The sequence below is a fragment of the Aeromonas fluvialis genome, assembly GCF_000819885.1.
Taxonomy (GTDB): domain Bacteria; phylum Pseudomonadota; class Gammaproteobacteria; order Enterobacterales; family Aeromonadaceae; genus Aeromonas; species Aeromonas fluvialis.
The window spans coordinates 1-24,190 of record NZ_CDBO01000057.1 but is presented as its reverse complement, the minus strand read 5'-3'; the positions used below and the strand labels follow the sequence as shown (position 1 = coordinate 24,190).

The window sequence follows — 24,190 nt, the reverse complement described above, 5'->3', positions numbered from 1 at the left end:
GTTACTGCAAGTCAGGCAGCAACCACTTGGCCATCTCGAAGTAGATGATAAGACCGGTGTCATCCACCAGGATGGCGATAAAGGGGGCCAACACCGAGGCTCCAGGCGCGAACCCAGGCCGCCAGTGCAATGGCGCCCGAAATGAGCATGCCAGTGGAGAGCTATTTCTTCAGCACCGAGCCGAGGTTGCGCAGACTCACCTCCCCGACCGCCATGGCACGTACTATGGTGGTGATCTCGGCATGGTGCGATCCTCAGGGCGGGAGCACACTTTGTTAAATCAAGTAACAAACCCGACTTTTGCTCATTAATCACACAACCCAAGAGTAAATAGCACTCGGTTTTACACCGTGGAGTGAGCAATATTTATACCTATTGATGTTGTTTTGCGCTGCCTGCTCATTTTTAGGTTAGTGTGCTCTCACCCTGGTTCGGCGAGCGGCCTGGATAGTGATTAATCGCCGGTTACACAGAAAAATTTACAATCTCGCAAATAAGATGCACAACCCTCCGTTGTGCGGGCGGCATGATTATTCAATCCCGTAGGGAGGTCAACCCTGCCTCAATCATGAAATGAGGTATGGCAAAAGCTTGTTACAATTGTCGGGAAATGACAGAGGAATTCGGCTGGAGGAAACACAGTGAAAAGGCCCAGTAAGGGCCTTTTCTTAGCGAATATAATCAAATAGCGTCAGACGGCTTATTTTACTGAACGAGAGTTGCGAGGCACTCAATGCCGCATCTTCTTTGGACAGTGCCGAAATAACCTCATAGAGATCCGCTTCCGACACCTTGGCTCTCGCCTCAGCGTTGAGGGTGCTAAGCCCTTCATTGGAACCTATCACCTGCTCCAGACTATTCATCCGGCCACCCAGCTCACCCAACCCATGATCGATATTCAGGCGAGCATTTTTCATATGGACGCCGGCATCGGCCACTTTCTGCTGAAAGCTCTCGGCCGAAATAGTGGGCTCACGCAACGCGGTAATAAAATCGGACATACCGTTCAAGATATTGTCATTCTTGGGCGGATTGAGATCAAACTGCTGCACCGCACCGCCAGCCGGCTGGTCAAGGGTTAACTCAAGACCATTAAAGGGGATCTTGCTACCTGGGATATACTCTCCCGTCTGCAGGGTATTGCCGCCAGCATCCTTGATGTCATAGCTATCTGGTGGGCCTATGGTCGTTGACACGGTATAGCTGTTGCTGGGCAGCGCAGAGTTATAATTGGATTTATAGAAATTATCAAAATTGCCCTGATCGCCAATACCGACCGAGATATTCGCGCTGGCCGCACTGGCTGTTCTTCTGGTCGCCACGATTTCAAACAGATCCTGTCCGGAGTCATTGGCGGCGATTTGCACAGTGGGTGACACCTGAATATTTCGCTGGCCAGGGTCTCCCTGATAAATATATTTTCCGTTGGCGTCTTTCACATACGGCTGAGTCTTGCTCTGATTGCCACCGAAAATAAATTCACCCGATGAATTCTTGCTGTTCATCAGGTCGAGCATCTGCTGCTGCAACCCCTCCAGTTCACTGGCAATGGCTTTGCGATCATCCATGCTGATAGCGCCGTTATTGGACTTCTGGATCAGCGTCTGGGCACTCAACATGGCATTATTAATCGACGTTAATACCGTCTCCTCATGCCCCAAGCTGTTTTCCAGCAAGCTGCCATTGACACTGTACTGTTTGAACAGCTCAATCTCCTTGGTGAGGGCCATCTTCTGGCTCATCCCCGCGGGATCTTCTCCGGCAGTCTGAAATTTGTTGCCGGTTTGCAGCTGTTGATAGGCTTTGCTCAGACGCTCATTGGCACTGTTGAGGGAATATAAATTCCGGTCATAAATCATGTTGGTGGTGATGCGCATGGCGCTACCTCACGGAAGAGAGCAGTGTATCGAAAATGGTTTTGGCCGTGCTGACCACCTGGGCAGAGGCAGCATAGGATTGCTGAAAGCGGATCAAGTTGGCTGCTTCCTCTTCCAGGTTGACCCCCGATACGCTCTCAAAAATGCCGGTACTCTGAATCAACTTGGATTCATTGGCCTTGAGCAGGGTCTTTGCCTGGCTGGTATTGTTACCCACTTCCATCACCAACCCGGTATAGGCCTCGTTAAAAGTCATCTTGTCGTTGGTCGTGCCACCATTGGTGCTCTTGCGTACCAGATCCTTGTTTTGCAGCTCGGCCAAAACCAAGCCATTGCTGTTATCGGCAAAGCCATTGCTGTTGTAGCTGAGCTTGAAGCTGTCGGCGGGTTGCACCGTGCCGGTAATGCTGAATTCGTAGCCAGGTGTCTGGTTCGGGTTGGCATAGACCGCTGACCCGGTAGGGAAAGGATTGACGATAGCCGACATCAGATTTTGTCCATTGCTGCTCGCCGGCGCCGTACCGATCAAGGTGGTTCCATCCCCTTGAAAGACCTGATAGTTACCACTGCTGTCTATCTTGACCACCTGGGGCGCAGTTGGGCTTAGCGCATTGGTGCCAAAACCCGACCCAGCCCCTGTATTGAACACCCCACCCAGCTTGATATCGGCACTGCCAACGTTGTTAGTCGTTTTCTCAGCTTTAAGCGGAGATGCCAACGCCAAATCTTCCGGCCTGGTGATCAGTTGCGCCAGCCCGGCAGCAGCGTTCTTGGTCGGTTGCAACAACAGCTTGTCACCCGCAGCCGGAGCTCCTGTGAGGTCGATCGAGATCCCGTGACCGGGCAATTCAAAGGTCGCTGGCGGCATGGTTCCGGTGCTCACCGAGGTGCGGTTGCCAGACTTGTCCAGCGAGAACACCTCATAACCGGTAGCACTGTTAAAGTGTACTTCGTAATCAAACGGGGTCACCGAGGTCCCCTTGCCAGGCACAAAGCTAACGTTGGCACCGACAGTGCCCGTATTGCTGCCATAAGGTAATCCCTGACTGCCCGGCAGGGTGAAGATATCGCCACCGATCTGGTTATCCAGATCCATCCCCAGACGGTTTTGCTGGTTCATGGCATCAGCTATCGCGACCGCCAGCTGGCCCAGTTCACGCTTGGTCGGCTCAAGGTCTGTGCGCGCCTTGAACAACCCTCCCATGGCGCCACCAAATGTATCGCGATCGATGGCGGCCTTGTTATCCCCCAGTGTCAGCTGCAGCTCCCGATCCCGGGAATCTGGATCCCCGGCCACCACCTTGAACTGGGCGACGCCCCCATCCAGCACCAGCGAATGGCCGGTGCTCATATTGACCAGCATACTGCCGTTGGGCTGGGCAACCGTGCGAATATCCATCTTCTCGGAAAGCTGACGGATGGCCTCATCCCGCTGATCAAACAGCATCAAATTCTCTTCGGGTGAGCCCTGGGTGCGGATAATGGCCTGGTTGAGGTCATTGATGCTGGTGAGCAGACTGTTGACCTGCTTGGTTTCATCTTCGATGCGGGTGTTGAGGGTATCGCTCTCTTTGTCGAGCTGGGCCGAGAGGGTATTAAAGCGGTTCACCATGCCGCTCAGCTCCGTCATCGCGACCTTGCGGCCGCCGAGTTCGGCGGGCGACTCATTGGCCGCATGAAATGCCTTGAAGTAGGAGGTCATTGCTGTGCCCACGCTGTTGCTGGTATCACCCAGCAAGCTGTCGACCCCCGCCAGCTGCTGGTAGTGGGTCAGGGAGGCGTGATAGGCGGAGGTATCACGGCGCATCTCTCCCTGCATATAGCTGTTGATGACCCGCTCGGTCTGGATGTCACCGGTGCCAAGACCAATGGAGTTGGTATACACTAGGGTTCGCTCACGCACATAGCCTTGGCTATTGACGTTCACGATGTTGTTACTGGTGCTCTGCAACAAGCGTTGCTGGGCCAGCACGCCCGATGTCCCGATTCCAAGCAGATCGCTTGCCATACCTTACAGCTCCATCTCGTTGTATTGCACAATCGCATCACTGCGCAATACCTGTTTCAGTTTTCTGGCGTAGTCCGGATCGGTGGCATAACCCGCCTGTTGCAGCGCCTCGAAGTAGCGGTCCGGACTATCCACCTTGGCCAAGGCCCCCTTGTAGCGAGAGCCGGAGGTGAGGAAGTCCACATAGTCGTTGAAGCTCTCTTCAAACGACTCATAGGAGCGAAATGCCGCTTTCTGGCGGGAGGCAACGCCTTGCTCATACTCGAGCGTGCTGACCACGGCTTTGGGCCCTTGCCAGCGGGGATCAGCCTTGATGCCAAACAGGTTATGGGTCACCTGTCCCTCACCATTCTTGATCACCCGCTTGCCCCAACCACTCTCCAGTGCCGCCTGAGCGACCAGTACCGCCGGGCTTAAACCCAGCTTGTCGGCCGCTTTCTTGGCCAGCGGCATCAGGCGATTGACGAACTCTTCCGGCGTATCGAACTCTTTGCTCCCACGACCGCCAGCGCTGCCCTCTTCACCGGCAAGGCGTCCCATGGGTGACACGCTGCGATGTGGACGACGGGGCATGCTGAGCCCGTGGCTCTCCTTGACCCCCTCCGCCATCACTTTTTCAGCAAAATCTTTGCCAACTTTTGATGCCGTGATCAAATCATCCGCAGCAGCCGTGGGCGCCTGATAGGGTTTGTAGACCCGCTCCGTGCGCTGCGGCATCTTGAGCACCCGTCCATCCTGATGGGTAAATGCCTCCGGAGCGAGCTGCTTGGCCACCATATCGGCCAGCCCCAGTCCCCCCTTGCTTGACATGTCGGCAACCCGCTGCTCATCCAGCATCCCTTCATAAAACCGGGTATAGCTGCTGTTCATCGGGTTGTCCTGCGTCAGCACCCCGTTGGCCTGACGCATGCTCTGAAACAGCATCTGGGTAAAGATTGACTCGAACTGGCGCGACGCACTCTTGAGCGCTTCGGCCTGTCCCTCTTTGCTTTGGCTCATCTGGCGCAGACGATCCAGGTTTTTGATATCCTGCACCATCCCGAGATTCATGCCGCTGTTGCTGTCAAACTCCGCCATTTTGCTTACCTCATTGCCACCCGTGGCAACCACTTGCCGCTTGTTACAATATGACCAGTTGCCCCTCGATGGCGCCTGCCTGCTGCAGCGCCTCGAGGATAGCCATCAAATCACCGGGGGCGACGCCAACCTGGTTGACCGCCCGAACCAGATCGTCCAAGGTCGCACCGGTATCCAGCTTGAACATCCGCCCAGGCTCCTGCTGGACATTGATGGTCGAGTTGTTGGTCACAGTCGTCTCTCCTCCCGCCAACGGGTTGGGCTGGGAGACCTGCTGGTTTTCGGCGATGGTCACCGTCAAGCCGCCATGGCTGACAGCCGCAGGCTTGAGCCTTACCTGACTGCCGATCACTATGGTGCCGGTACGGGAGTTGACGATGATCTTGGCCGCTTCGTTGGCCGGATCCACCTCCAGGTTCTCGATGGTCGCCAGATAGGAGACTCGCTGGCCCGGATCCCGCGGGGCATAGACCTTGACCGAGGTGGCATCGAGGGCCTGGGCCGTGTTGGGGCCGACCAGATCGTTGACCACGTCCGCCAGACGGCGGGCGGTGGTGAAGTCCGGGCGATTGAGGTTGAAGGTGATGGTATCTCCCTGGCTGAAGGAGTTCGGTACCTCCCGCTCCACGCTGGCACCATTGGCGATACGTCCCACGGTCGGTGTATTGACCACCACCTTGGAGCCATCGGCCCCTTCTGCCCCCAGACCACCCACCACCAGACTGCCCTGCGCCACGGCATACACCCGGCCATCCAGTCCTTTCAGGAAACTCTGCAGCAAGGTACCACCGCGCAGGCTCTTGGCCTCCCCGATGGCGGAGACAGTCACATCGATGGTCTGACCCGGCTTGGAGAAGGGGGGTAGATCGGCATGAATGGCGACCGGTGCTACATCCTTGATCTTGGGCTTGATGTTGTCCGGCACTTTGATGCCGAAATTGTTGAGCATGGTGCGAAATGTCTGCTCGGTAAAAGCGTTGTTCTTCTCGCCCGTACCGGGCAGACCCACCACCAGACCGTAACCGATCAACTGATTGCTACGTACCCCCTCCACCGAGCTGATATCCTTGATCCGGGCGGCATTCGCCAACCCGAGGGGCAACAGACAGCAGAGCAGAGTAACGAGACGGAGTGACTTCATAACATCTCCTAGAGCGGCCACCAGGGACCATTGAAAAAGCTGGTAAGCCATCCTTGCTCCTGGCTATTGGCCAGATCGCCGGTACCACCGTAATAGATGCGGGCATTCGCCACTTTCTGGGACGACACGCTGTTATCCGAGGTGACATCCTCCGGCCTAATCAGACCGGTGATGCGGATATACTCATTGCCATTGTTGAGCATGATCCACTTTTCGCCCCGTACCAGCAGGTTGCCATTGGGCAATACCTTGGCCACACTGACCGAAATATTGCCTTGTAAGCTGTTGCTCTGATCCGCTTTGGCCTGACCCTTGAATGCACTGTTTTGACCGATGGATGCGGAGAGATCATAGGGGCTGGCCGTGACCGGTACGCCCCCTAGCGTCACCGGATCCAGATTAAACTTGTTATCCTTGCCACTCTGGGTATTGGCCTTCTTCGACGCAGAGGTGGACTCCGACAACTCGATGGTGATGATATCGCCCACCTTGTGCGCCTTGATGTCCGAATAGATGCCATTAACCTGATCCGGCTGAAAAATAGCCCCCGTCGGTCTCACCGAAACCGGCTCCGACTCCCCGTATACAGGGGAAAACTCGGGGTCATCAGGCCTGGGTGTATTGGGAGTGCTACTACACCCTCCCAGCACCAGCAATCCCAGCATCCATACGGCTTTCATCATGCACCTCCTAATTAGGTACGCTGGATCAGGAAGGACATCATGCCGTCCACCGCAGAGAGGACTTTGGAGTTCATCTCGTAGACCCGCTGGGCCTGAATGAGGTTCACCAGCTCTTCGGTGACGTTGACGTTAGAGGTCTCCAGCATCCCCTGCTTGATCACCCCCAGGCCATCGGCACCGGCAGTCCCTTGCGCGGCAGCACCGCTGGACTGGGTCTCGACGAACATGTTCTCCCCCATCGGCTGCAAGCCGCTGGCGTTGACAAAGTCGGATATGTTGATCTGACCGACAACCTGAGAAGCGCCATCCCCCTTGAGCTGCACCGAGACCTGGCCATCTTCACCCACAGTGACGCTCTGGGCGTTTTCCGGGATCTGGATTTCCGGTTGCAGCGGGTAGCCATTACCCGGGGTCACGATGGTCCCTTCATCGTTGAGGGTGAACTGACCGTTACGGGTATAGGCCAGACTGCCATCGGGCAACTGAATTTCAAAATAGCCACGGCCACTGATCATCAGATCCAGTGAGTTGTCGGTGGTTTGCACGTTACCCTGACTGTGGTTTTTCTGGGTCGCGACCACCTTGGCACCCGCACCCAACATCAAGCCGGAGGGGAGCTCGGTATCAGCAGAGGAGCGGCCACCGGGCTGGTTGATGTTTTGATAAAGCAGATCCTCAAAGATGGCCCGTGACTTTTTGAAGCCCACGGTGCTGGCGTTCGCCAGGTTGTTCGAAGTGACCGAGATATTGGTCTGCTGTGCATCCAACCCGGTCTTGCTGATCCAGAGTGCAGGATTCATAGGTAACTCCTTGATTAGCTGATTCGCAGCAGTTGGGTTTGAGCTTCATCATTCTCTTCGGCCGTCTTCATGATTTTGACCTGGGTTTCGAACTGACGTTGCAGCCGGATCAAGTTGGTCATCTCATCCACCACATTGACGTTGCTCCCCTCCAGGGAGCCGGCAATCAGGCCGACATTGGCAGAAGCGGCTTCATTCTGGCCATCCTTGCGGCGAAACAGACCATCCTGCCCCTTCTCCACCGCATCGGCGGCCGGGTTGACCAGCTTGATCCGCTGGAAATCTTCCGGCAAGTTGGCGGCGGCCCCTTCCGGTCGACCGCTGATGGTGCCATCCCGATTGATCTCGAGTTTCTCCATCGGCATCGGCAGCACGATGGGCTGACCTCCGTCATCCACCACATTCAAGCCGGTCGAGGTTTGCAAGTTGCCGGTCGCATTGACCTGCAAATTCCCCATGCGGGTATAGGCCTCGCCGCCCTTGGGATCCTGCACGGCAATCCAGCCCGGACCATCCACCGCCACGTCCAGATCCCGTCCGGTGGTCATCAGCATGCCATGCTGCAGGTTCTGACCCGGGCGCTCAGCCATGGCAAATACCCGGCTTGGCAAGCCCTCTCCGAACGCCTGCATGCTTCTGGCCTGCTCGAAATCGGACTTGAAACCGGTGGTATTGGCATTGGCGAGGTTGTTACCGCGAACAGCCAGACTGTTCATGGTCTCTTTGGCCCCGGACATGGCGATATAAAGCAGGTGATCCATGGAATTCTCCGTCAAACAGATGACTCTGACAGGAGAAAAGCAATTATAGTGCCAACAGCAGAAATATGGGGGGAGTAGGACGGAAGTGCTACAGAAACAGGAAGTGCTACAGAAACAGAGAGGGGGAAATACCCCCTCTCATTATCATTGATTGCGCGATTAACGGATCTGCAGAATGGTCTGCTGCAGCGAACTGTTGACCTCCAGCGAACGGGAGTTGGCCTGGAAGTTACGCTGGGCAGTGATCAGGTCCACCAGCTCGTTAGTCAGATCCACATTGGACTGCTCCAGCGCCGATGATTTGATGGTGCCGAAAGTGCCCGAGTTGGGGGTCCCGGGCAAGGCATCGCCAGAGAGCAAGGATTGGCGCCAGGAAGTATCGCCAACCTGGGTCAGCCCTTGCGAGTTGGCAAACTTGGCCATGGCCACCATGGCGACCTTGACCGTGGTTGCGTTGCTGTAGGTGGCGGATACAATGCCATCCGAGGTGATTTCGACCTTTGTCAGGCGACCGACAGTGGAGCCATCCTGTGTCAAGTTGTTGACTTCGAACGGAGAGGCATATTGGGTGATGGTTCCCAGCGTGATCTCCACCTGCTGTGTCGGATCGGCACCATTATCGATAATACCAGCCCCCGAATTCCCCAACTCTTCCGTCTTGATGACGGGAGGGTCGGTCGGGGTGATCATCTTGCCATCGGCGCCAAACTGGATCGTGGCACCCTTTGGCACCTGGTTCAGACCGGCGGCCATGGTCGGGACCGTACCACCTTCGATGTCGATGGGCTTGTCCCCTTGATACAAGTACATGCGCCAAGAGGTGGGATCGGCCGGCTTGGTCAGATCAGCCGGATCGGCCTCCTTGATGAAGTACTGGGTGATGGTATGGGGTTCTCCGAGCGAATCGTAAACCACCACCGAGGTCGAGGAGGAGTAGGTTTTCGAATCTTTCGGATCAAAAGTTGACGCATCCGCCGGAATGGCTGGAGGTACGGCTGGCGTACCACCTGCCGGCAGCGGAGTTGCGGTTGATGGCAGGTTGAAGCTCGCTTCTATCTTGCTGGTCTGGACCGGCTCACCGGCTCGATCCGGGATCTGGATAGGCTTGGTCGCATTGATGCTCACCGCCTTGGGGGTACCGTCATCATTGATTTCATACCCTTGCAGATAGTGGCCCTGGTTATTGACCATGTAGCTATTTTCGTTGAGCTTGAACGCGCCGGCACGGGTATAGGTACGATCGAGATTGGTCAATCCGTCAGAGGTCACAAAAAAGCCGTTCCCCTGGATGGCCAGGTCCAGTGCGTTATTGGTAAATTGCAGCGCCCCCTGATGGAACTGCTGGGCAACCGCTCCGGTCGCCACACCGTTACCGACCTGGGTTTTGGCGCTGACGAAGATGGAGTTGGCATAGACGTCAGCAAACTCGGCACGTGACTCCTTGAAGCCGGTGGTGTTGACGTTGGCGATGTTGTTAGCGGTGACGTTAAGGTCTTTTTGTGCCGCGTTGACACCGCTCAAGGCATTGTTAAATGACATATCCAGCTCCTTAGATCGATGCTGTCGACGTGGTTTTTGACGGTGTAACCGTCGGATTTGAATTGGTGCCTGAAATTTGCAGGATGCTGCTCAACAATGTGCTGCCAAGGCCTTTCACATTGAGCATGGTCGGGTTTGTCGCATTGCCGAGGGCAACGCTGTCAACCTTGCCATAGGCAAATGTTGCGATGCTTTCCGATTTGCCATCCATGGTACCGCTCGCTTTGAGGACATATTTCCCTGGAGCGGCTCGGTTTCCATCTTTGTCTTTGCCATCCCAGGCAATCTCGACGTTGCCTTGCTTGTCTCCTTCGAGGGGAAATTCCTTGATAACCTGACCTTTCTCGTCTTCTACGGTTATCTTGATGCCCGAATATTTATTCGATGTCCCCACAGCAACAACACCGGAGAGAGAGCCCTCCTGATCCAAATAGCCCGTACTGCTCTGCAATAACACATTTTGTCCCACCAATGCGGAGGCTTGCAGTGCCTGGCTGGAAATCATCTGTTCATTTAGCTTACCCATCTGATTGGACAAACTGCTGATCCCTTCGGATGTCGACATGGATGCCATCTGGGAGAGCATCTGGGCATTATCTACAGGCTTGAAGGGATCCTGATATGAAAGCTGCATGGTGAGCAGTTTCAGGAATGACGCCTGATCCAGCTCTTTCTTCGGGGTCGTGCTCGTGCCCGATGTCTGGCTTGTCGTACTGACCCCGCCCAGCGTATTGGTGATATCAACCATGTGACAGCACTCCTATCAAGATTTACCCAGGTTCAACGTCTGCTGCAGCATCTTCTTGGCCGAGTCTGCAACCTGAACGTTGGTCTGGTAGCTGCGCGAGGCGTTGATCATGTCGGCCATCTCTTCAACCATGTTGACGTTTGGCTTGAAGATAAAACCGTCTTTGTCAGCCATGGGATGGTTGGGGTTGTACTCCTTGAGCAGTGGCGCCTTGCTCTCGACAATCCCCTTCACCTCAACCCCTACCGAGCCCTGCTTGTCAGACATCGCCTGATCGAGCTGGGCGGCAAAGACTGGCCGCCTGGCGTGGTAAGTATTTTCCACACTGGAGCTGACGCTGTCCGCGTTGGCCATGTTGCTGGCAACCGTGTTGAGGCGCACTGACTGCGCGCTCATAGCCGAGCCTGCTATGTCAAAGACCTTGAACAAACTCATCACTGCTCTCCTTTCAGGGCCTTGAGCAGGCCACTGATCTTGCTATTCATAAATTCAAGGGAGGTTTGATACTCGAGGCTATTGCGCAAAAATTCGCTGCGCTCCTGCTGCACATCGACCGTATTGCCGTCACCGGTATCCGGTTGCAGCGGGTTGCGATATTGCATGGTACCCGGAGCGTCCATATTCAAGGCAAAGTGCTTTTCGCTGGTCGTTGCCAAACCAAAACCCTGATGCGACTGGGCCTCCTGCAATGCCTGAGCGAAATTGATATCCCTGGCTTTGAAGCCCGGAGTATCCGCATTGGCAATATTGCTGGAAAGCACTTCAGCACGCTTGGCGCGAACGCTTATCGTGTGTTGATGAACACCGAATGCTTTGTCAAATGAAAGAGCCATCGCACACCTCCTGCTTGGTATATTTTGTTTGCAAGAGATGTGCCACAAGCGAATCACTCAGATCGATGGTTTGGGTATGAGCACATTTCAGACCGAAAACGACAGGAGCACCTCGTGCCACAACCAAGCGGCCGCTTCTGGCCACCATAGGGGGAGTCAACCATTTTTGCCGTAGAGGGAGATGGCAGATAAATAGAGATATTGAGATGTATATAAAGAAAGAGGGAAGCTCGCAGCTTCCCTCTTTGCATGAACTGGCAATATTCGGCAGACCCAGAATATCAAGGCTCTCAGGCCTATTTGACCTTGTAGACAATCCCCGGATTACAGCGGATCATCTCGAAGCGGTCAGTCAACCCGGCCAGTGACTCCGACGCACCCAACATCAGATATCCACCGGGATTGAGACTGGCAGCAAACTGGTTGAGGATCTTCGACTTCACTTCCGGCGCAAAGTAGATGAGTACGTTGCGACAGAAAATAATGTCAAATTTGCCAAGCAGGCTATAGCTCTCCAGAAGGTTGAGCGGTCTGAAGGTGGTCAATTTTCTGACTCGCTCGACCACCCGCATCTTGTTGTCGCCACAAGGCTCGAAAAACATCTTCTTGCGCTCGGGAGAAAGGCCGCGTGCCAGCGCCAGGCTGTCATAAACCCCTTCCTTACACTGGTTGAGCATGGTAGTCGAAATATCAGTCCCGACGATCTGAACGCCACCCGGCAAAGTACCCGGCTTTTTCATTTGCTGCTCCAGTGCCGTCATGGCAATGGAATAGGGCTCCTGCCCTGACGAGGAAGCAGCCGACCAGATCTTGATGGGGCGGCCACTTTTTCCCAATTCAGGGAAAATTTTGTCGGTAAGAAGCTGAAACGGATAAGTATCACGAAACCAGAGGGTCTCATTGGTCGTCATGGCATCCACCACAGCCATTTTCAGGTCACGCTCTCGCACACTCATTGCACGGGTAACCAGATCAGACAGACTTTCGATGCCAAACTGAGCCATCAAAGGTGAAAGACGGCTCTTCACCAGATACTGTTTGTTATCCCCCAGTACAATGCCGCTCTGTACCGCCAGAAAGTTGCTGAACTGTTTGTATAAGTCGTCCGAAAGTGTCTTCATGCAGCTGTTCTTCTTTATTAGAGTGCGTTTTGTACGGCCTTGGCCAATTCATCAGGCTGGAACTTGGCGATAAAATTGTTCGCACCAACTTTTTGTACCATTGCCTGATTGAATACTCCACTGAGCGAGGTATGCAGAATAACATGCAAATCCTTGAGGTTGGGATTATTCCGGATCTCGGCAGTAAAGGTGTAACCATCCATTTCCGGCATTTCGATATCAGAGATCACCAGCGCAATCTGATCCTTGATTGGGCCATTTTTAGTCATCTCCAGCAGCATATTCAATGCTTCGCGGCCATCTTTTGCCAGCATACACTCGACACCGATGGCCTCCAGCGCACGCTGTACCTGTTTGCGCGCAACAGAGGAATCATCAGCAACCAGTACGGGACGGCCCAAGGTCGGGTGCTGGACACTGGCTTCTACCAGCTCTTGGCTGACCTCAGTAGAGACCGGAGAGATTTCGTTGAGAATACGCTCAACATCAAGGATCTCGACCAACTCGCCATCAACCTCGGTAACCGCCGTCATATAGTTGATGCGACCCGCACCTTTGGGCGGAGGCAAGATGGATTCCCAGTTCATATTGATGATGCGCTCGACCGAGTGCACCAGAAAACCCTGAATGGAGCGGTTATATTCGGAGATAATAATGAAGCACTTGCTCAAATCTTCAATCGGGCGCTTGCCCATCGCCATGCTGAGATCGATGACCGAGATAGTCTGACCACGAATGTGGGCAACCCCACGGATGCAGGAGTTCAGTTTGGGAATCACGGTCAAGGGGGGACACTGCAACACTTCACGCACTTTGAATACGTTGATGCCAAATCTTTGACGTCCATTGAGACGAAACAACAACAACTCCAGCCGGTTTTGCCCCACTAGCTGGGTACGTTGGTTGACCGAATCCAGGATACTGGCCATAAACACTCCCTAAAAACGCTTGGCATTAATCATGCATGCGTGATGAATTGCGTCAGACTGCCGATGTCACAACGCACAGATTCTGAAGCAATCATAGTTAAATATGGTGATATGCGTGAACAACTTATCGACCAACGAGCGAAAATGATTAACCGACTTTTACTCATCAGCCTTTTTTTTGGCAGCATGTCTGCAAGCTATGCCTCGGAGGTCACAACTTATCTGCGAGAGCAGGCACAAGAGTTCGTTTATGGCCAACTCGATATTCCGCTGGATGCAAGAGCAGAGGTCACAGCTGCAACCCTTGATGAGAGACTTCCGCTAACCCGTTGCGAAGATCTGCTCACTATCAGCTTACCAGCAAAAATGGAAATTCGCCGTAATACAACAGTTTACATGAAATGTGAGGAAGACAAACCCTGGGATGTCTACTTACCAGTACGGGTCAGTATTCAAAAACCCTTTGTGACCGTCACCGCTCCTGTTGCCAAAGGGGATCAGCTGAGCGAAAGCCAGCTAGTGGTAGCGTTTCAGGATCAAACCCTGATCCGTGGTGACTATCTGACAAACCCGGCTCCTCTGATTGGGGTACGCAGCAAGCGGGAGATCAAACCGGGACAGCCCATCCGTTTGAGCCAGGTTTGCGTGGTATGTAAAGGTGATCAGGTCACCCTGACGGCAGAGAATAACAACTTCCAGATCAAAACCATGGCCCGAGCCTTGCAAGATGGCAGCTTCGGAGAGATCATCAAACTCGTCAATATTCGCTCCGGCAAAACCGTTGAGGGTAAAGTCAGTGCGGTAGGTGCCGTATCGGTCACGTTTTAAATTCGGATCCTTGACAACTTTTTTCTAAAGTTTTGACCTGCCGCACCGATAAACAAGTAAGCAAACCGTAAAGCAGACGAAGGTAACGAAAATGGCCATCAACAATATCAACAACTTGGCGAATAATCGGTTGCAAAATACCGCTAATAGCCAAGGGACAGGCAGCAAGTCGGTCACCTCTTCGCCCGAAAATAAAGCGACTACTGTCAAGCCGGATTCCGTCTCCTTGACAAGTGAGGCGCAGCAATTGCACAAAATGCAACAGAACCTCAACACCACCTCAACCGGCAATGAGAGCAAGGTCGAGCGTCTTAAAAAGGCCGTATCAAGTGGCGAATATCAGGTCAACAGCGACGCTGTGGCCAAGAAGATGTTCAGTTTTGAGAGCACTCTGAACAAAGTGATTGGATGATGGACCTGCCTTCGTTACTGTACACTCAAGATGCTTACCTCAGCCAGATGCAAGCCATTCTGGAAGAGGAGTTCAGCTTACTCGAACAGCATCAGGCACTGGCCCTGCCTGCACTTGCTGAGCGCAAACAGCAGTTGCTTGCTGCCATAGAAACCCTGGACAAGAGGCTGGCAGAGATGCCAGAGCTGTCACTACAGCTGGCCACCTATCCCGACGAAATGACGCAGCTTCGTGCAAAACTGGATGCCTGCCAGGCACAAAACGATATCAACGGTCGGTTGCTTGAATTGAGCATCGTCTCCAACCGTCGTCTGGCAACCTTTCTGAGTCAGCTGCGCGATCGCAACAGCCTGACCTATGACGCCAAAGGAAACACTCGCTCTGGCATCCGCACCTACGGTATCAAAGCCTGACAATCTTATCAGGCCTTGCATTTTTGCTTTCCGTTTCAAAGCACCAGTCGCAGCAACTCCCGCCCGTCCTCACAGGCATTAACCCGCAGCACCCCGTCCTCATAACTCCCGTAACTGGCGGGTAACTCGCCGCGCGGGAAGCAGATCGACCCGGGGTTCATCAATACCCGCTCTCCCTGCCACTCGAGCACAGGCACATGAGTGTGGCCACTCAGAAAGAGACTGCCAGCCGGGAGCGGCACCTCACCGGGATGATAGAGGTGGCCGTGGCTCATAAACCAGCGCCGCTCATCGATCAGCAACTGGTTGTAGGGGGCGGTAATGGGAAAACGCAACAACATCTGATCCACGTCTGAATCGCAATTACCCCGCACCGCGATGATCTGCGGCGCAAGCTCGTTGAGCCGATCAGCCACAGCCACCGGGTTATACCCGTCTGGCAGAGGATTGCGCGGGCCATGGTTGAGCAGATCGCCGAGCAGCAGATAGTGATCCGGCTGCCAGGGCTCAAGTTGGGTCAGCACCCGCTCCAACGCAATGATGCTGCCGTGGATGTCGGAAATGATGGCAAGTTTCATGAAATGCTCCTCACTGCGGGCTGAAATAGAGATCCTTGGTGGCAATCGTCCCTTTCAAATTCAGGCTGGGCAGCCCCCGCAGGGTGGGATCGACCAGTCTCATCTGATTGTAATGATACACGGGGAGGATCGGCGCCTCCTCAAGCAGCAACTGTTCGGCATGCCGGTACAGTTCAACCCGGCTCGCACTGTCCAGGGTGTTGGCAGCCTGCTCCAGCAGCAAATCAAAATCGGGATTGCAGTAGCCGCTCTCGTTGCGCAGATCCTGACAACGGAAGCTGCCCAACATGGCTGACGGCTCCACGTAATCACCAAACAAGAAACTTCTGGCCACCTGGAAATCACCGCTATCCTTGGCCACCTGATAGGCGCCCCACTCCAGACTGTTGAGGGTGACCTGTACCCCCAGCTTCTGCCACATGGCGGCAATGGCCATTGCCATCTGCTTGTGGGTGTCGGCGCTGTTGTAGGAAATGCTCAGCTTGAGTGGATTCGCATTGTTGTACCCGGCCGCTGACAGCAGGGCTGTCGCTTTGGCCTGTCTGGCTGGCATATCCTCAAGCGCCACGGGCAACACGACCCGGGGGTAGTCCGGCATATCTGGCAACATCGACCATGCTGCCTGCTCATCTTGCCCGCTCACAGTTCCGGTCAGTTGCGACCTATCAACCGCCATGGAGAGCGCCTGACGCACCCGCACATCCTGTAGCTCGGGGCGCTTCAGATTGAAGGCATAGAGATAGGTGCCAAACAGTGGCAAGCCCCAGAGCTGCTCAGGGGATCCGCGCTTCATCTTCTGGTAGTAGCCGAGGGAGACCTTGTTGGTGAGCTGGATTTCACCGGCCTCATAACGCAGCCGCTCGGCATGCTGTGAGGTGATCGGCAGATAAGTGACCCGCCCGATGTGAGTATGGCGATCATCCCAGTAGTGAATATTGCGCTCGGCTTCGAGCCTCTCGTTAGGCTCCCAACTGGTCAAACGATACGCCCCATTGCTCACCAGCTTGCCGGGCTCAGTCCACTGCTTGCCATATTTGGCTATCGCCTTCTGATTGACTGGCACAAAGGGGCGCTGGCTGATCAGTTGTAAAAAATAAGGAACCGGGCGCTCCAGGGTGATTTTCAGGATCTGATCGCTTTGCGCCTCGATCCCCAGATTGTCGAGATCGAGGGCCCCCGCATAGATGGATTGACCATTGTTGATACCTGTTGCGAGCAGCAGCTCGGCAGAGGGGGACGCGATGGCCGGGTCGAGCAGACGGCGCCAGGCATAGACAAAATCGCCAGCCACCAGCGGCTCACCGTTGGACCACTTCAGTTTGGGGCGGAGAAAAAAGCGCCACTCCAGACCATCTTCACTCACCTCCCAGCGCAGCGCCTGAGCCGGGACGACATGCCCCTGGCCATCCTCGCTGACCAACCCTTCAAACAGATCGACCAACACGGCTTCCCCCGGGAAGCCGGAACGCACCAATGCAGGGTCAAGGGATTCCGGCTCGGCGCCATTGCCTTTGACCAGGATTTGCCGATCGGCAAGCTGAGGCTGCAGCTCGACGGTGGTTGCATGGGCCAAGGGCCCTGCCAGCACGGCAAGCAATAGGGGGGAGAGCCAGCGTTGCGCCAGCTTGGGGAAGAGATCAGACCTCATGACAAAACCTCGAATAAAACGACTGCAGGAGGGGGAAGGCCGACGGCGCGCCTGATGAATGCCTGATACCGCGCTTGTTATCCCCGAAAACGCCCCGTATTGTATCGGGCTTGCCCGGGAGATGGAGTCTTTCGGGTTAATTTTTTCAGGAGTTTTTATGGGTTATGAGTGGCTGGCCCTCGCCTCGGCCAGTTTATGGGCAGTTGCAGCACTTATTTCGGTCAAACCGGCCCGCCATCTCGGTGCCTTCGCCTATAGCCGCTGGCGCATGTTTCTGGTTAGCCTGATGCTCGGATCCATGAGTCTGTTCAGCGGTGGCTGGCAAACGCTCACCGCCAACACACTCCCACTGCTCGCCCTCTCTGGGCTGATCGGCATCTTTATCGGTGATACGGCACTCTATGCCTGCATGAATAAGGTAGGCCCAAGACGCAGCGGCTTGCTCTTCTCCTCTCATGCCCTCTTCTCAGCCCTGCTGGGGCTCTGGCTTTTTAACGAACAGTTGACCGGGTGGCGCCTGCTGGGGGCCATGCTGGTTTGTGCCGGCGTGATGCTGGCTATCCTGTTTGGCAGGCGCAGCAACAACAACGAGTGGGAGCAGATCCGTGGCAGCCTGGGCATTGGCATCACACTGGGTCTCACCGCCGCGCTTTGCCAGAGTCTGGGCGTGATCATCGCCAAACCTGTGATGATGAGCGGCAATGTCGATGCCGTCAGCGCGTCCGGGGTCAGAATGGCCATTGCATTGCTGGCACATTGCTGCTTGCGGATGACGGGAATGCCCATTGCACGCCCGTTCAACCCCATCAACCGCCGGATCCTCGCCATGATCGCCGCTAACGGCTTCCTGGCGATGACGCTCGGCATGACACTGATCCTGATTGCGCTGCGGCATGGTGAGGTCGGCATGGTGGCTATTCTTTCCTCCACCACACCGGTACTTCTGCTGCCGTTGTTGTGGTGGCACTCGGGGGAGCGACCATCCGTTGCCGCTTGGTCAGGGGCGCTGATTGCCACCCTGGGTGCGGCGCTGGTGCTGGGTTTGCGCACTCACTAACACCCGGCACCATCCCTGATCAGAACAGGGCAATCTCGTCCGCGGTGAGCTCGCGGTAGTCGCCGGGGGCCAACTCCTCATCCAGCGTCAGGCCGCCCACCCGCTCGCGATGCAAGCCCACGACCTTGTTGCCGATGGAGGCAAACATCCGCTTGACCTGATGGTACTTGCCTTCGTGAATGGTCAATCTGGCCTCGCACTCACCGAGAATTTCCAACTGGGCAGGACGGGTTTTATCGGTCTCGTTACGCAGGTACACCCCTTCGGCAAACAGTTCGATGGCATCCGGGCTCACCGGATCGGCCAGCAAGACGTGATAGGTCTTGGCACATTCGTGGCGCGGTGAGGTGATACGGTGGGACCATTGTCCATCATCGGTCACCAGCACCAGACCCGTGGTATCGAGATCGAGGCGACCCACCACGTGCAGCTTACCCATCGCCGGCTCATCCATCAGGAAGAAGACGGTCGGGTGATCCGGATCCTCGTTGGAGCAGACGTAGCCTTCCGGCTTGTGCAGCATGAAATAGCGGTTGCACTGCTCCAGCGTCAGCTGCACACCATCAAACTCGATCTGACTCTGCTCATTAATATGAAAGGCGGGCTGCTTGACCACGATGCCATCCACCATGACCTCACCCTGACGGATCAGTTTGCCTGCCAGCGAGCGGGTCAAATCGGAACAATCGCACAGAAATTTATCAAGCCGCATTCACAACCTCGGAGTCCAACAAGTAAAGGGGCATTATTATATCGGGCGTGGGCGACAACGCCACTGTTAAGGAGCGGTCAATTATGACGAACCGATCATCCAATGTTACACTTCTACGGTATGACCCATCCGAACAACACTTACATAATAATAAGAGTCAGGAAGCCCCCATGAAGTCCCAAGCATCCTTCCCCGTCATTCCCGTCAACCAGCTGAAACCCGGCATGTATGTCATGGCTATCGCCAGCCAGACAGGCGGGATGGAGATCGCCCGGATGGGCATGGTGACCAACGCAGCACAAATTGCCAATCTGGTGCGCCAGGGGGTACTCACAGTGCGCATCGATCTGGCACGCAGCAAGCTGGGCAGTGCTGAAAGTGACGCCATCACCTCCCCCGATCTCAATGCCAGCAGTGCTCAGGCTGGACGCCGTGCCAGTGCCAACGGTGAAGGGAGGGAGCTGAAGATCCGCCGCCTTTATCAGGAGGCTCGGGAGCTGCAGGGCAAGTTTATTCGCCAGCTCAAGGCGGGCGAACCCATTGACATCACCCCACTTGCCCTGGTCGCCGAAGAGATGGTGGACACCATGTTCACCCACGGCGATGCCATGCTCTGTCTGGCCCGGATCAGAGCCAAGGATGCCTACCTGATGGAGCACTCCATGAATGTGGCCATTCTGTTGGCCAACTTTGGCCGTTATCTGGGGCTGGAGCGCAGTATCCTCAAGGAGTTGACCCTGGGTGGCCTGCTGCACGATGTCGGCAAGATCATGACCCCGAACGAGGTGCTCAACAAACCGGGCAAGTTGACCGACAAAGAGTACGTCATCATGCGCCAACATGTGGTGCACAGTTACGACATTCTTAAAGATACTCCCGGCATCACCCCCACCATGCTGGAGGTGGCCGCCAACCACCACGAGCGGCTCGATGGCACCGGCTATCCACAACACCTTAAAGGGGAACAGCTCTCTCTCTACACCCGCATGAGCGGCATCGTTGATGTCTATGACGCAGTCACTGCCGATAGAGTCTACAAGGCTGGCATGCAACCCACCCAGGCATTCCGGATTTTGCTCAAGGGGGCCAATCAGCACTTTGATGCCGAGCTGGTGACCAAGTTCATCAAGTGCATGGGGGTCTATCCGGTGGGAACGCTGGTGAAGCTCTCCAATCAGCGCTTGGCCATCGTCATGCAGCGTAACGAGCAACAACCACTCAAGCCGGTGGTCAAGGTGATCTATCACGCCACCCAGCGACACTACATTGAAGTGCAGTGGCTGGATCTGGCCAGGTCGGGGGTGCAGGAGAGCATCGAGTGTACTGTCGACCCCAAAGAGGTTGGCATCAACCTCGCCAACTTCTTCTAATTCTGTCCTTATATCTCAAGACTGGCGCTGACTGTCGAGCCAGTAACGGATCAGAAACTCCTCATCCAGCGGCGAGAGATCGAAACGCAGGCTGGCCTCTTCGATGGCGGTGATGTCGTGCTGGTGGTGTTCGCTGAGCCAGCGCACTGCACGACGCAAGTCTTCACCATGGGGGAGTAGCAGATGGTCGCTCATGGGATACCTCCAATGGACCGCAACGCAGCCAGCGCACCTGGCTACCAATTTCAAGTCTAGTCGGTCAATCCCCACAATCCGCACATCTTCGACACTCCCCATCTATTACTGCAATGAGCGGACAAGGCGATCACCCAGCACTGCGTAGTAGCCTGACCTTGCCACCTGAACTGGCCACAGCCCCCTCAACCAGAAAAGTCCAAACGGCTCTAAAACCTTCACACTCACCATCTGCTCAAGGGTATGAACCTCCCTTGCCGATCGTGCCAAACTGTGTAAAGCCACAGGCTCACCGCACTGCTGATGCCTGGGATTTCAACCATGCTAACCAAGGAGAAGTGTCTGACCACGCTGATCATCCTTTGCTGGGGGGACTGTGCGTTTCATCGGAGTGGTCTTTTACACCATCTTGCTGGTGCCCAACCCCGCCTGGTAGCTGGCTCAGGGCGGTGCCATCAGCCTCGGCCAGTTCGCATTTTTGTTCAGCGCCATGAAGTTCAGTATGCCGACAGGCATGGCCTCACTTGTGCTGCAATCCCAGGTGATGTTTACCCTGCTGTTTGCCATGATTTAGCTCGGTGAGCGCTGGCGACCCCACCACTGAGTGGCTGACTGAGCGGGTTGAAACTACAGAGAGCGACATGATGATCGCCTGCCAATTTGCGCTATTTCATTGACCTGACAAGATAAAATTTTCATGATGAGCCAGTCCCCATCGGGACTGACGTCATCAGAGCGTGATCTGCAGGAAGCAGACTTCAGGAGAGCAAGGACATGCCATCGACCATCACTGCCGGGGGGCGCCGCCTCCCCTCGGTCATTCGCGCCACAGCCATTACTCTGACCCTGTGCTGGAGTCCGTTTGGCTGGAGTGCCACGCTGCCCGCTGACTTAAAGTGGGAAAGCAACAACACGGATCCTATCTATGCAGATCCGGCCGCCAAGCGTGGCGGCACATTTCGCGCCTTTATGACCAGCTTCCCCCTGACCCTGCGCAAATATGGCCCCGACTCCAACGGCGGCTTTGCCGGTTACGTGCGGGAAACCAACCTGCCACTGCTGAGCACCCACCCCGTCACCGGCAACCCCATGCCGATGCTGGCAAACGAGTGGGCCTTCGGCGCCGACAACAAGACCCTCTATTTTCGCATCAATCCCAAAGCGCGCTGGTCTGATGGCGAGCCAGTCACCGCCGATGACTGGCTCTTTACCCTCAAGATGATGCGCAGCAAGGAGATCAACGACCCCTGGTACAACAACTACTACAGCAACCAGATCACCGACATCACCAAGTTTGATGATCGCACCCTGGCCATCACCAGCGGCACCGAAAAGAGCCGCCAGGATCTGCTCGAATCACTGCCCATCAGCCCGGAGCCGAGCCACGCCATCAAGCTCACTGCCAACTGGGTCAAGGAGTACAACTGGAAGGTGTTGCCGGTCACCGGTCCCTATCAGCTCGATCAGGTGAAAAAGGGTAAATCGGTCACCTTCAAACGGATTGAAAACTGGTGGGGGGATGACGAGCGCTACTTCCAGCATCGCTTCAATCCCGCGCGGATCGAGATCAAGGTGCTCAGAGATCTGAACATCGCCTGGCAGCACTTCCTGCGCGGCGATCTCGACACCTTCCCGCTGGTGATGCCCAACTGGTGGCACGACAAGACCAAAACGTCGGAGTTCGAGAAGGGTTATATCGCGCGTATCTGGTTCTACAACCAGACCCCACAATCGCCGATGGGGCTCTATCTCAACACCGCCGATCCGCTGCTGAACAATCTCGATGTACGACTCGGGATCCAGCACGCCCTCAACCTCGACAAGATGCTCACCACCCTGCTGCGGGGGGATTACCAGCGCCTCAACAGTTATGGCGCCGGTCAGGGGGAGTTTACCAACAGCGAGATCAAGGCCCGTCCGTTCGATCCCAAGCTGGCACGGGAGTACTTTGCCAAGGCCGGTTTCAACAAGGTGGGGCCGCAAGGAATTTTGCAAAACGACAAGGGGCAGTCACTGACCCTCGCCATCACCTACACCACCGCAGAGCACGCCCAGCGGCTCACCTTGCTGCGGGAAGAGGCCAAAAAAGCGGGGCTTAATCTCGAGCTCAACCTGATGGATGCCTCGGCCGGGTTCAAATCCATGCTGGAGAAAAAGCATCAGAGTGCCTGGATGGCCTGGAGCGGCGGCCGCTACCCCGCCTATTGGGAGTTTTTCCACAAGGTCAACGCCAACAAGCCCCAAACCAACAACATCATGAACATCGATGATGACGCCATCACCGCGCTGGTGGAGCAGTACGACAAGGAGTTCGACTTTGCCAAAAAGGCGGCCTTGTCACGGCAGATCCAGCAGCGGCTCTATGAATTGGCCAGCTTCGTGCCCGCCTATCAGGTGCCCTACACCCGGGAAGGGGCCTGGCGCTGGATCAAACTGCCCAAGGTACCTGCAACCCCCAAGAGCGAGCTGCTCTACTGGCCCCTCGGCGGCGACAACAGCGGTTACAGCTATGGCGGCTTGCTGTGGATCGATGAAAAGCTGAAATCCGAGACCAGGGCGGCCATCAAGAGTGGCAAGACCTTCCCGGCCGTGCTCCTGACTGACACCACTTACCGGCAACAGTAGTTCTGGCCGACCGCCCCTGTTCCTGCCAGCGCAGGGTGGCCATCCCAAGAACGACAGACCCCGCACTGTGGCGGGGTCTTGTTTTGCAACCGGATTGCTTGCAAGCAAAAAAGCAATTAGCCGCGCTTGGCCTGCTTCTGGGCGATGGCATCGGCCACATCGGCCGGCTCCAGTACAATACCTTCCTGATCCGGGGTAGGGAACACGGCAACACACAGCTCGTCCTGCTCCATACCGTCAACCCAGCGCTCCAGCCACACCTTGAGGGTGATGGATTGCGGCTTGCAATCGGCCCACTCCCCTTCGGCCCACGCCTTGGCGTACTCCGGGTGCGGCCATACCGGGATGCAATCTTCATCATCGGTAGTCAGCATCATGACGCCATGCTCGTCGGTCAGCACGAACAGCTCTTCATGCTCGACCAGCTTGCTGATGAAGTGATCGTAACGGTAGTCAGCGTTCAGTTGCAGCGCAGCATTGCGCTCGGTGTCGCTCAGTTCATAGCTCATTGGCCAAGTCTCTCTCAATCGATAAAGGGCGCCATGTTCACATCTTGTGGTCAGCTTGTCCAGCTTGCCGCCCTGACGCCCATCGGGAAAACGGCAACGCTCATAATGATAGAGCAGGGCGCTGGTGACTGCTCCCCGCCGCAAGCGGCGAGGCTTCCCACTTCTTAGGCCGCTACCGTCAAATTGACGGATTTACGCTGGCCTCCATGGGTAGAAACGACGTGTCCCGCCGCTTTTAATTCTAATATGCCTTGCTGTCGGATGTTCATGGCCGCATTGATGTCGCGGTCATGCTCCGAACCACAAGCCGGACATGCCCAATTGCG

25 protein-coding genes and 2 pseudogenes are annotated in these 24,190 nt (G+C 55.6%); 7 read left to right on the top strand and 20 right to left on the bottom strand.

Annotated features, from left to right (window positions below; genetic code table 11):
- Window position 1: 1 nt before the first annotated feature.
- The 14 genes and pseudogenes from BN1125_RS18625 to BN1125_RS12325 all read right to left on the bottom strand — a co-directional run.
- Window positions 2–233: pseudogene (locus BN1125_RS18625) on the bottom strand (magnesium transporter); the annotation flags it as partial.
- 435 nt (window positions 234–668) lie between these two features.
- Window positions 669–1,877 carry a flagellar hook-associated protein FlgL gene (gene flgL, locus BN1125_RS12385; RefSeq protein ID WP_042012595.1) on the bottom strand — a complete coding sequence of 403 codons (1,209 nt, stop codon included), beginning with the start codon at window positions 1,875–1,877 and terminating at the stop codon, window positions 669–671.
- A gap of 4 nt (window positions 1,878–1,881) precedes the next feature.
- Window positions 1,882–3,885: a FlgK family flagellar hook-associated protein gene (locus BN1125_RS12380; protein ID WP_042012594.1), complete on the bottom strand. Its 2,004-nt coding sequence runs from the start codon at window positions 3,883–3,885 to the stop codon at window positions 1,882–1,884.
- A gap of 3 nt (window positions 3,886–3,888) precedes the next feature.
- Window positions 3,889–4,962, bottom strand: coding sequence for a flagellar assembly peptidoglycan hydrolase FlgJ (gene flgJ, locus BN1125_RS12375; RefSeq protein ID WP_042012593.1), 1,074 nt, complete (start codon window positions 4,960–4,962; stop codon window positions 3,889–3,891).
- Window positions 4,963–5,005: 43 nt separating this feature from the next.
- Complete coding sequence (locus tag BN1125_RS12370) at window positions 5,006–6,103, bottom strand: flagellar basal body P-ring protein FlgI (RefSeq protein ID WP_042012592.1); 1,098 nt, start codon at window positions 6,101–6,103, stop codon at window positions 5,006–5,008.
- Between the two features lie 8 nt (window positions 6,104–6,111).
- The gene (gene flgH / locus BN1125_RS12365) at window positions 6,112–6,783 is read right to left on the bottom strand and encodes a flagellar basal body L-ring protein FlgH (RefSeq protein WP_042012591.1); all 672 of its coding nucleotides are present in this window, start codon (window positions 6,781–6,783) and stop codon (window positions 6,112–6,114) included.
- Window positions 6,784–6,797: 14 nt separating this feature from the next.
- Entirely contained in the window at window positions 6,798–7,586 is a 789-nt protein-coding gene (gene flgG, locus BN1125_RS12360) for a flagellar basal-body rod protein FlgG (protein WP_042012590.1), read from the bottom strand.
- Window positions 7,587–7,600: 14 nt separating this feature from the next.
- On the bottom strand, window positions 7,601–8,347 hold the full coding sequence (gene flgF / locus BN1125_RS12355; RefSeq protein ID WP_042012589.1) for a flagellar basal-body rod protein FlgF: 747 nt from the start codon (window positions 8,345–8,347) through the stop codon (window positions 7,601–7,603).
- A gap of 159 nt (window positions 8,348–8,506) precedes the next feature.
- Window positions 8,507–9,886 carry a flagellar hook protein FlgE gene (gene flgE, locus BN1125_RS12350; protein ID WP_042012588.1) on the bottom strand — a complete coding sequence of 460 codons (1,380 nt, stop codon included), beginning with the start codon at window positions 9,884–9,886 and terminating at the stop codon, window positions 8,507–8,509.
- 10 nt (window positions 9,887–9,896) lie between these two features.
- Window positions 9,897–10,634: a flagellar hook assembly protein FlgD gene (locus BN1125_RS12345; protein ID WP_042012587.1), complete on the bottom strand. Its 738-nt coding sequence runs from the start codon at window positions 10,632–10,634 to the stop codon at window positions 9,897–9,899.
- 15 nt (window positions 10,635–10,649) lie between these two features.
- The gene (gene flgC / locus BN1125_RS12340) at window positions 10,650–11,069 is read right to left on the bottom strand and encodes a flagellar basal body rod protein FlgC (RefSeq protein ID WP_042012586.1); all 420 of its coding nucleotides are present in this window, start codon (window positions 11,067–11,069) and stop codon (window positions 10,650–10,652) included.
- Window positions 11,069–11,467 (bottom strand): flagellar basal body rod protein FlgB, encoded by a 399-nt coding sequence (gene flgB, locus BN1125_RS12335; protein ID WP_042012585.1) that lies wholly within the window; start codon window positions 11,465–11,467, stop codon window positions 11,069–11,071. The genes flgC and flgB overlap by 1 nt, the downstream gene beginning before the upstream one ends.
- Before the next feature lie 296 nt (window positions 11,468–11,763).
- Window positions 11,764–12,588: a CheR family methyltransferase gene (locus tag BN1125_RS12330; protein WP_042012584.1), complete on the bottom strand. Its 825-nt coding sequence runs from the start codon at window positions 12,586–12,588 to the stop codon at window positions 11,764–11,766.
- Between the two features lie 17 nt (window positions 12,589–12,605).
- The gene (locus BN1125_RS12325; protein ID WP_042012583.1) at window positions 12,606–13,517 is read right to left on the bottom strand and encodes a chemotaxis protein CheV; all 912 of its coding nucleotides are present in this window, start codon (window positions 13,515–13,517) and stop codon (window positions 12,606–12,608) included.
- 144 nt (window positions 13,518–13,661) lie between these two features.
- On the opposite strand from BN1125_RS12325, the gene flgA reads away from it, so the two are divergent.
- The 3 genes from flgA to BN1125_RS12310 all read left to right on the top strand — a co-directional run bounded on the left by flgA (window position 13,662) and on the right by BN1125_RS12310 (window position 15,170).
- The gene (gene flgA, locus BN1125_RS12320; protein WP_084202307.1) at window positions 13,662–14,345 is read left to right on the top strand and encodes a flagellar basal body P-ring formation chaperone FlgA; all 684 of its coding nucleotides are present in this window, start codon (window positions 13,662–13,664) and stop codon (window positions 14,343–14,345) included.
- Between the two features lie 91 nt (window positions 14,346–14,436).
- On the top strand, window positions 14,437–14,757 hold the full coding sequence (flgM, locus tag BN1125_RS12315) for a flagellar biosynthesis anti-sigma factor FlgM (protein ID WP_042012582.1): 321 nt from the start codon (window positions 14,437–14,439) through the stop codon (window positions 14,755–14,757).
- Window positions 14,754–15,170: a flagella synthesis protein FlgN gene (locus BN1125_RS12310; RefSeq protein WP_042012581.1), complete on the top strand. Its 417-nt coding sequence runs from the start codon at window positions 14,754–14,756 to the stop codon at window positions 15,168–15,170. The genes flgM and BN1125_RS12310 overlap by 4 nt, the downstream gene beginning before the upstream one ends.
- A 35-nt stretch (window positions 15,171–15,205) precedes the next feature.
- Here BN1125_RS12310 and yfcE read toward each other — a convergent pair whose 3' ends face one another.
- Entirely contained in the window at window positions 15,206–15,748 is a 543-nt protein-coding gene (yfcE, locus tag BN1125_RS12305; RefSeq protein WP_042012580.1) for a phosphodiesterase, read from the bottom strand.
- 10 nt (window positions 15,749–15,758) lie between these two features.
- Window positions 15,759–17,396: a peptide ABC transporter substrate-binding protein gene (locus BN1125_RS12300; protein ID WP_042012579.1), complete on the bottom strand. Its 1,638-nt coding sequence runs from the start codon at window positions 17,394–17,396 to the stop codon at window positions 15,759–15,761.
- Window positions 17,397–17,553: 157 nt separating this feature from the next.
- Between BN1125_RS12300 and BN1125_RS12295 the strand changes: the two genes are divergently transcribed.
- Window positions 17,554–18,453, top strand: a complete 900-nt coding sequence (locus BN1125_RS12295; protein ID WP_042012578.1) for a DMT family transporter — start codon at window positions 17,554–17,556, stop codon at window positions 18,451–18,453.
- Between the two features lie 19 nt (window positions 18,454–18,472).
- Here the strand turns inward: BN1125_RS12295 and rsuA are convergent, their stop codons facing one another.
- Window positions 18,473–19,165 (bottom strand): 16S rRNA pseudouridine(516) synthase RsuA, encoded by a 693-nt coding sequence (rsuA, locus tag BN1125_RS12290; RefSeq protein ID WP_042012577.1) that lies wholly within the window; start codon window positions 19,163–19,165, stop codon window positions 18,473–18,475.
- A 170-nt stretch (window positions 19,166–19,335) separates the two neighbouring features.
- Between rsuA and BN1125_RS12285 the strand changes: the two genes are divergently transcribed.
- Window positions 19,336–20,535 (top strand): HD-GYP domain-containing protein, encoded by a 1,200-nt coding sequence (locus BN1125_RS12285; protein ID WP_042012576.1) that lies wholly within the window; start codon window positions 19,336–19,338, stop codon window positions 20,533–20,535.
- A gap of 15 nt (window positions 20,536–20,550) precedes the next feature.
- On the opposite strand, the gene BN1125_RS12280 is transcribed toward BN1125_RS12285, so the two are convergent.
- Window positions 20,551–20,730, bottom strand: coding sequence for a hypothetical protein (locus BN1125_RS12280; RefSeq protein ID WP_042012575.1), 180 nt, complete (start codon window positions 20,728–20,730; stop codon window positions 20,551–20,553).
- Window positions 20,731–21,051: 321 nt separating this feature from the next.
- Between BN1125_RS12280 and BN1125_RS19540 the strand changes: the two are divergent.
- Window positions 21,052–21,301 (top strand): annotated as a pseudogene (locus BN1125_RS19540) (EamA family transporter); the annotation flags it as partial.
- A gap of 203 nt (window positions 21,302–21,504) precedes the next feature.
- The gene (locus tag BN1125_RS12275; RefSeq protein ID WP_042012574.1) at window positions 21,505–23,355 is read left to right on the top strand and encodes an extracellular solute-binding protein; all 1,851 of its coding nucleotides are present in this window, start codon (window positions 21,505–21,507) and stop codon (window positions 23,353–23,355) included.
- Between the two features lie 116 nt (window positions 23,356–23,471).
- Here BN1125_RS12275 and BN1125_RS12270 read toward each other — a convergent pair whose 3' ends face one another.
- Window positions 23,472–23,864, bottom strand: coding sequence for a DUF2750 domain-containing protein (locus BN1125_RS12270; protein WP_042012572.1), 393 nt, complete (start codon window positions 23,862–23,864; stop codon window positions 23,472–23,474).
- Window positions 23,865–24,028: 164 nt separating this feature from the next.
- The coding region (locus tag BN1125_RS19880; protein WP_156993316.1) for a zinc ribbon domain-containing protein at window positions 24,029–24,190 on the bottom strand (162 nt) is incomplete at its 5' end.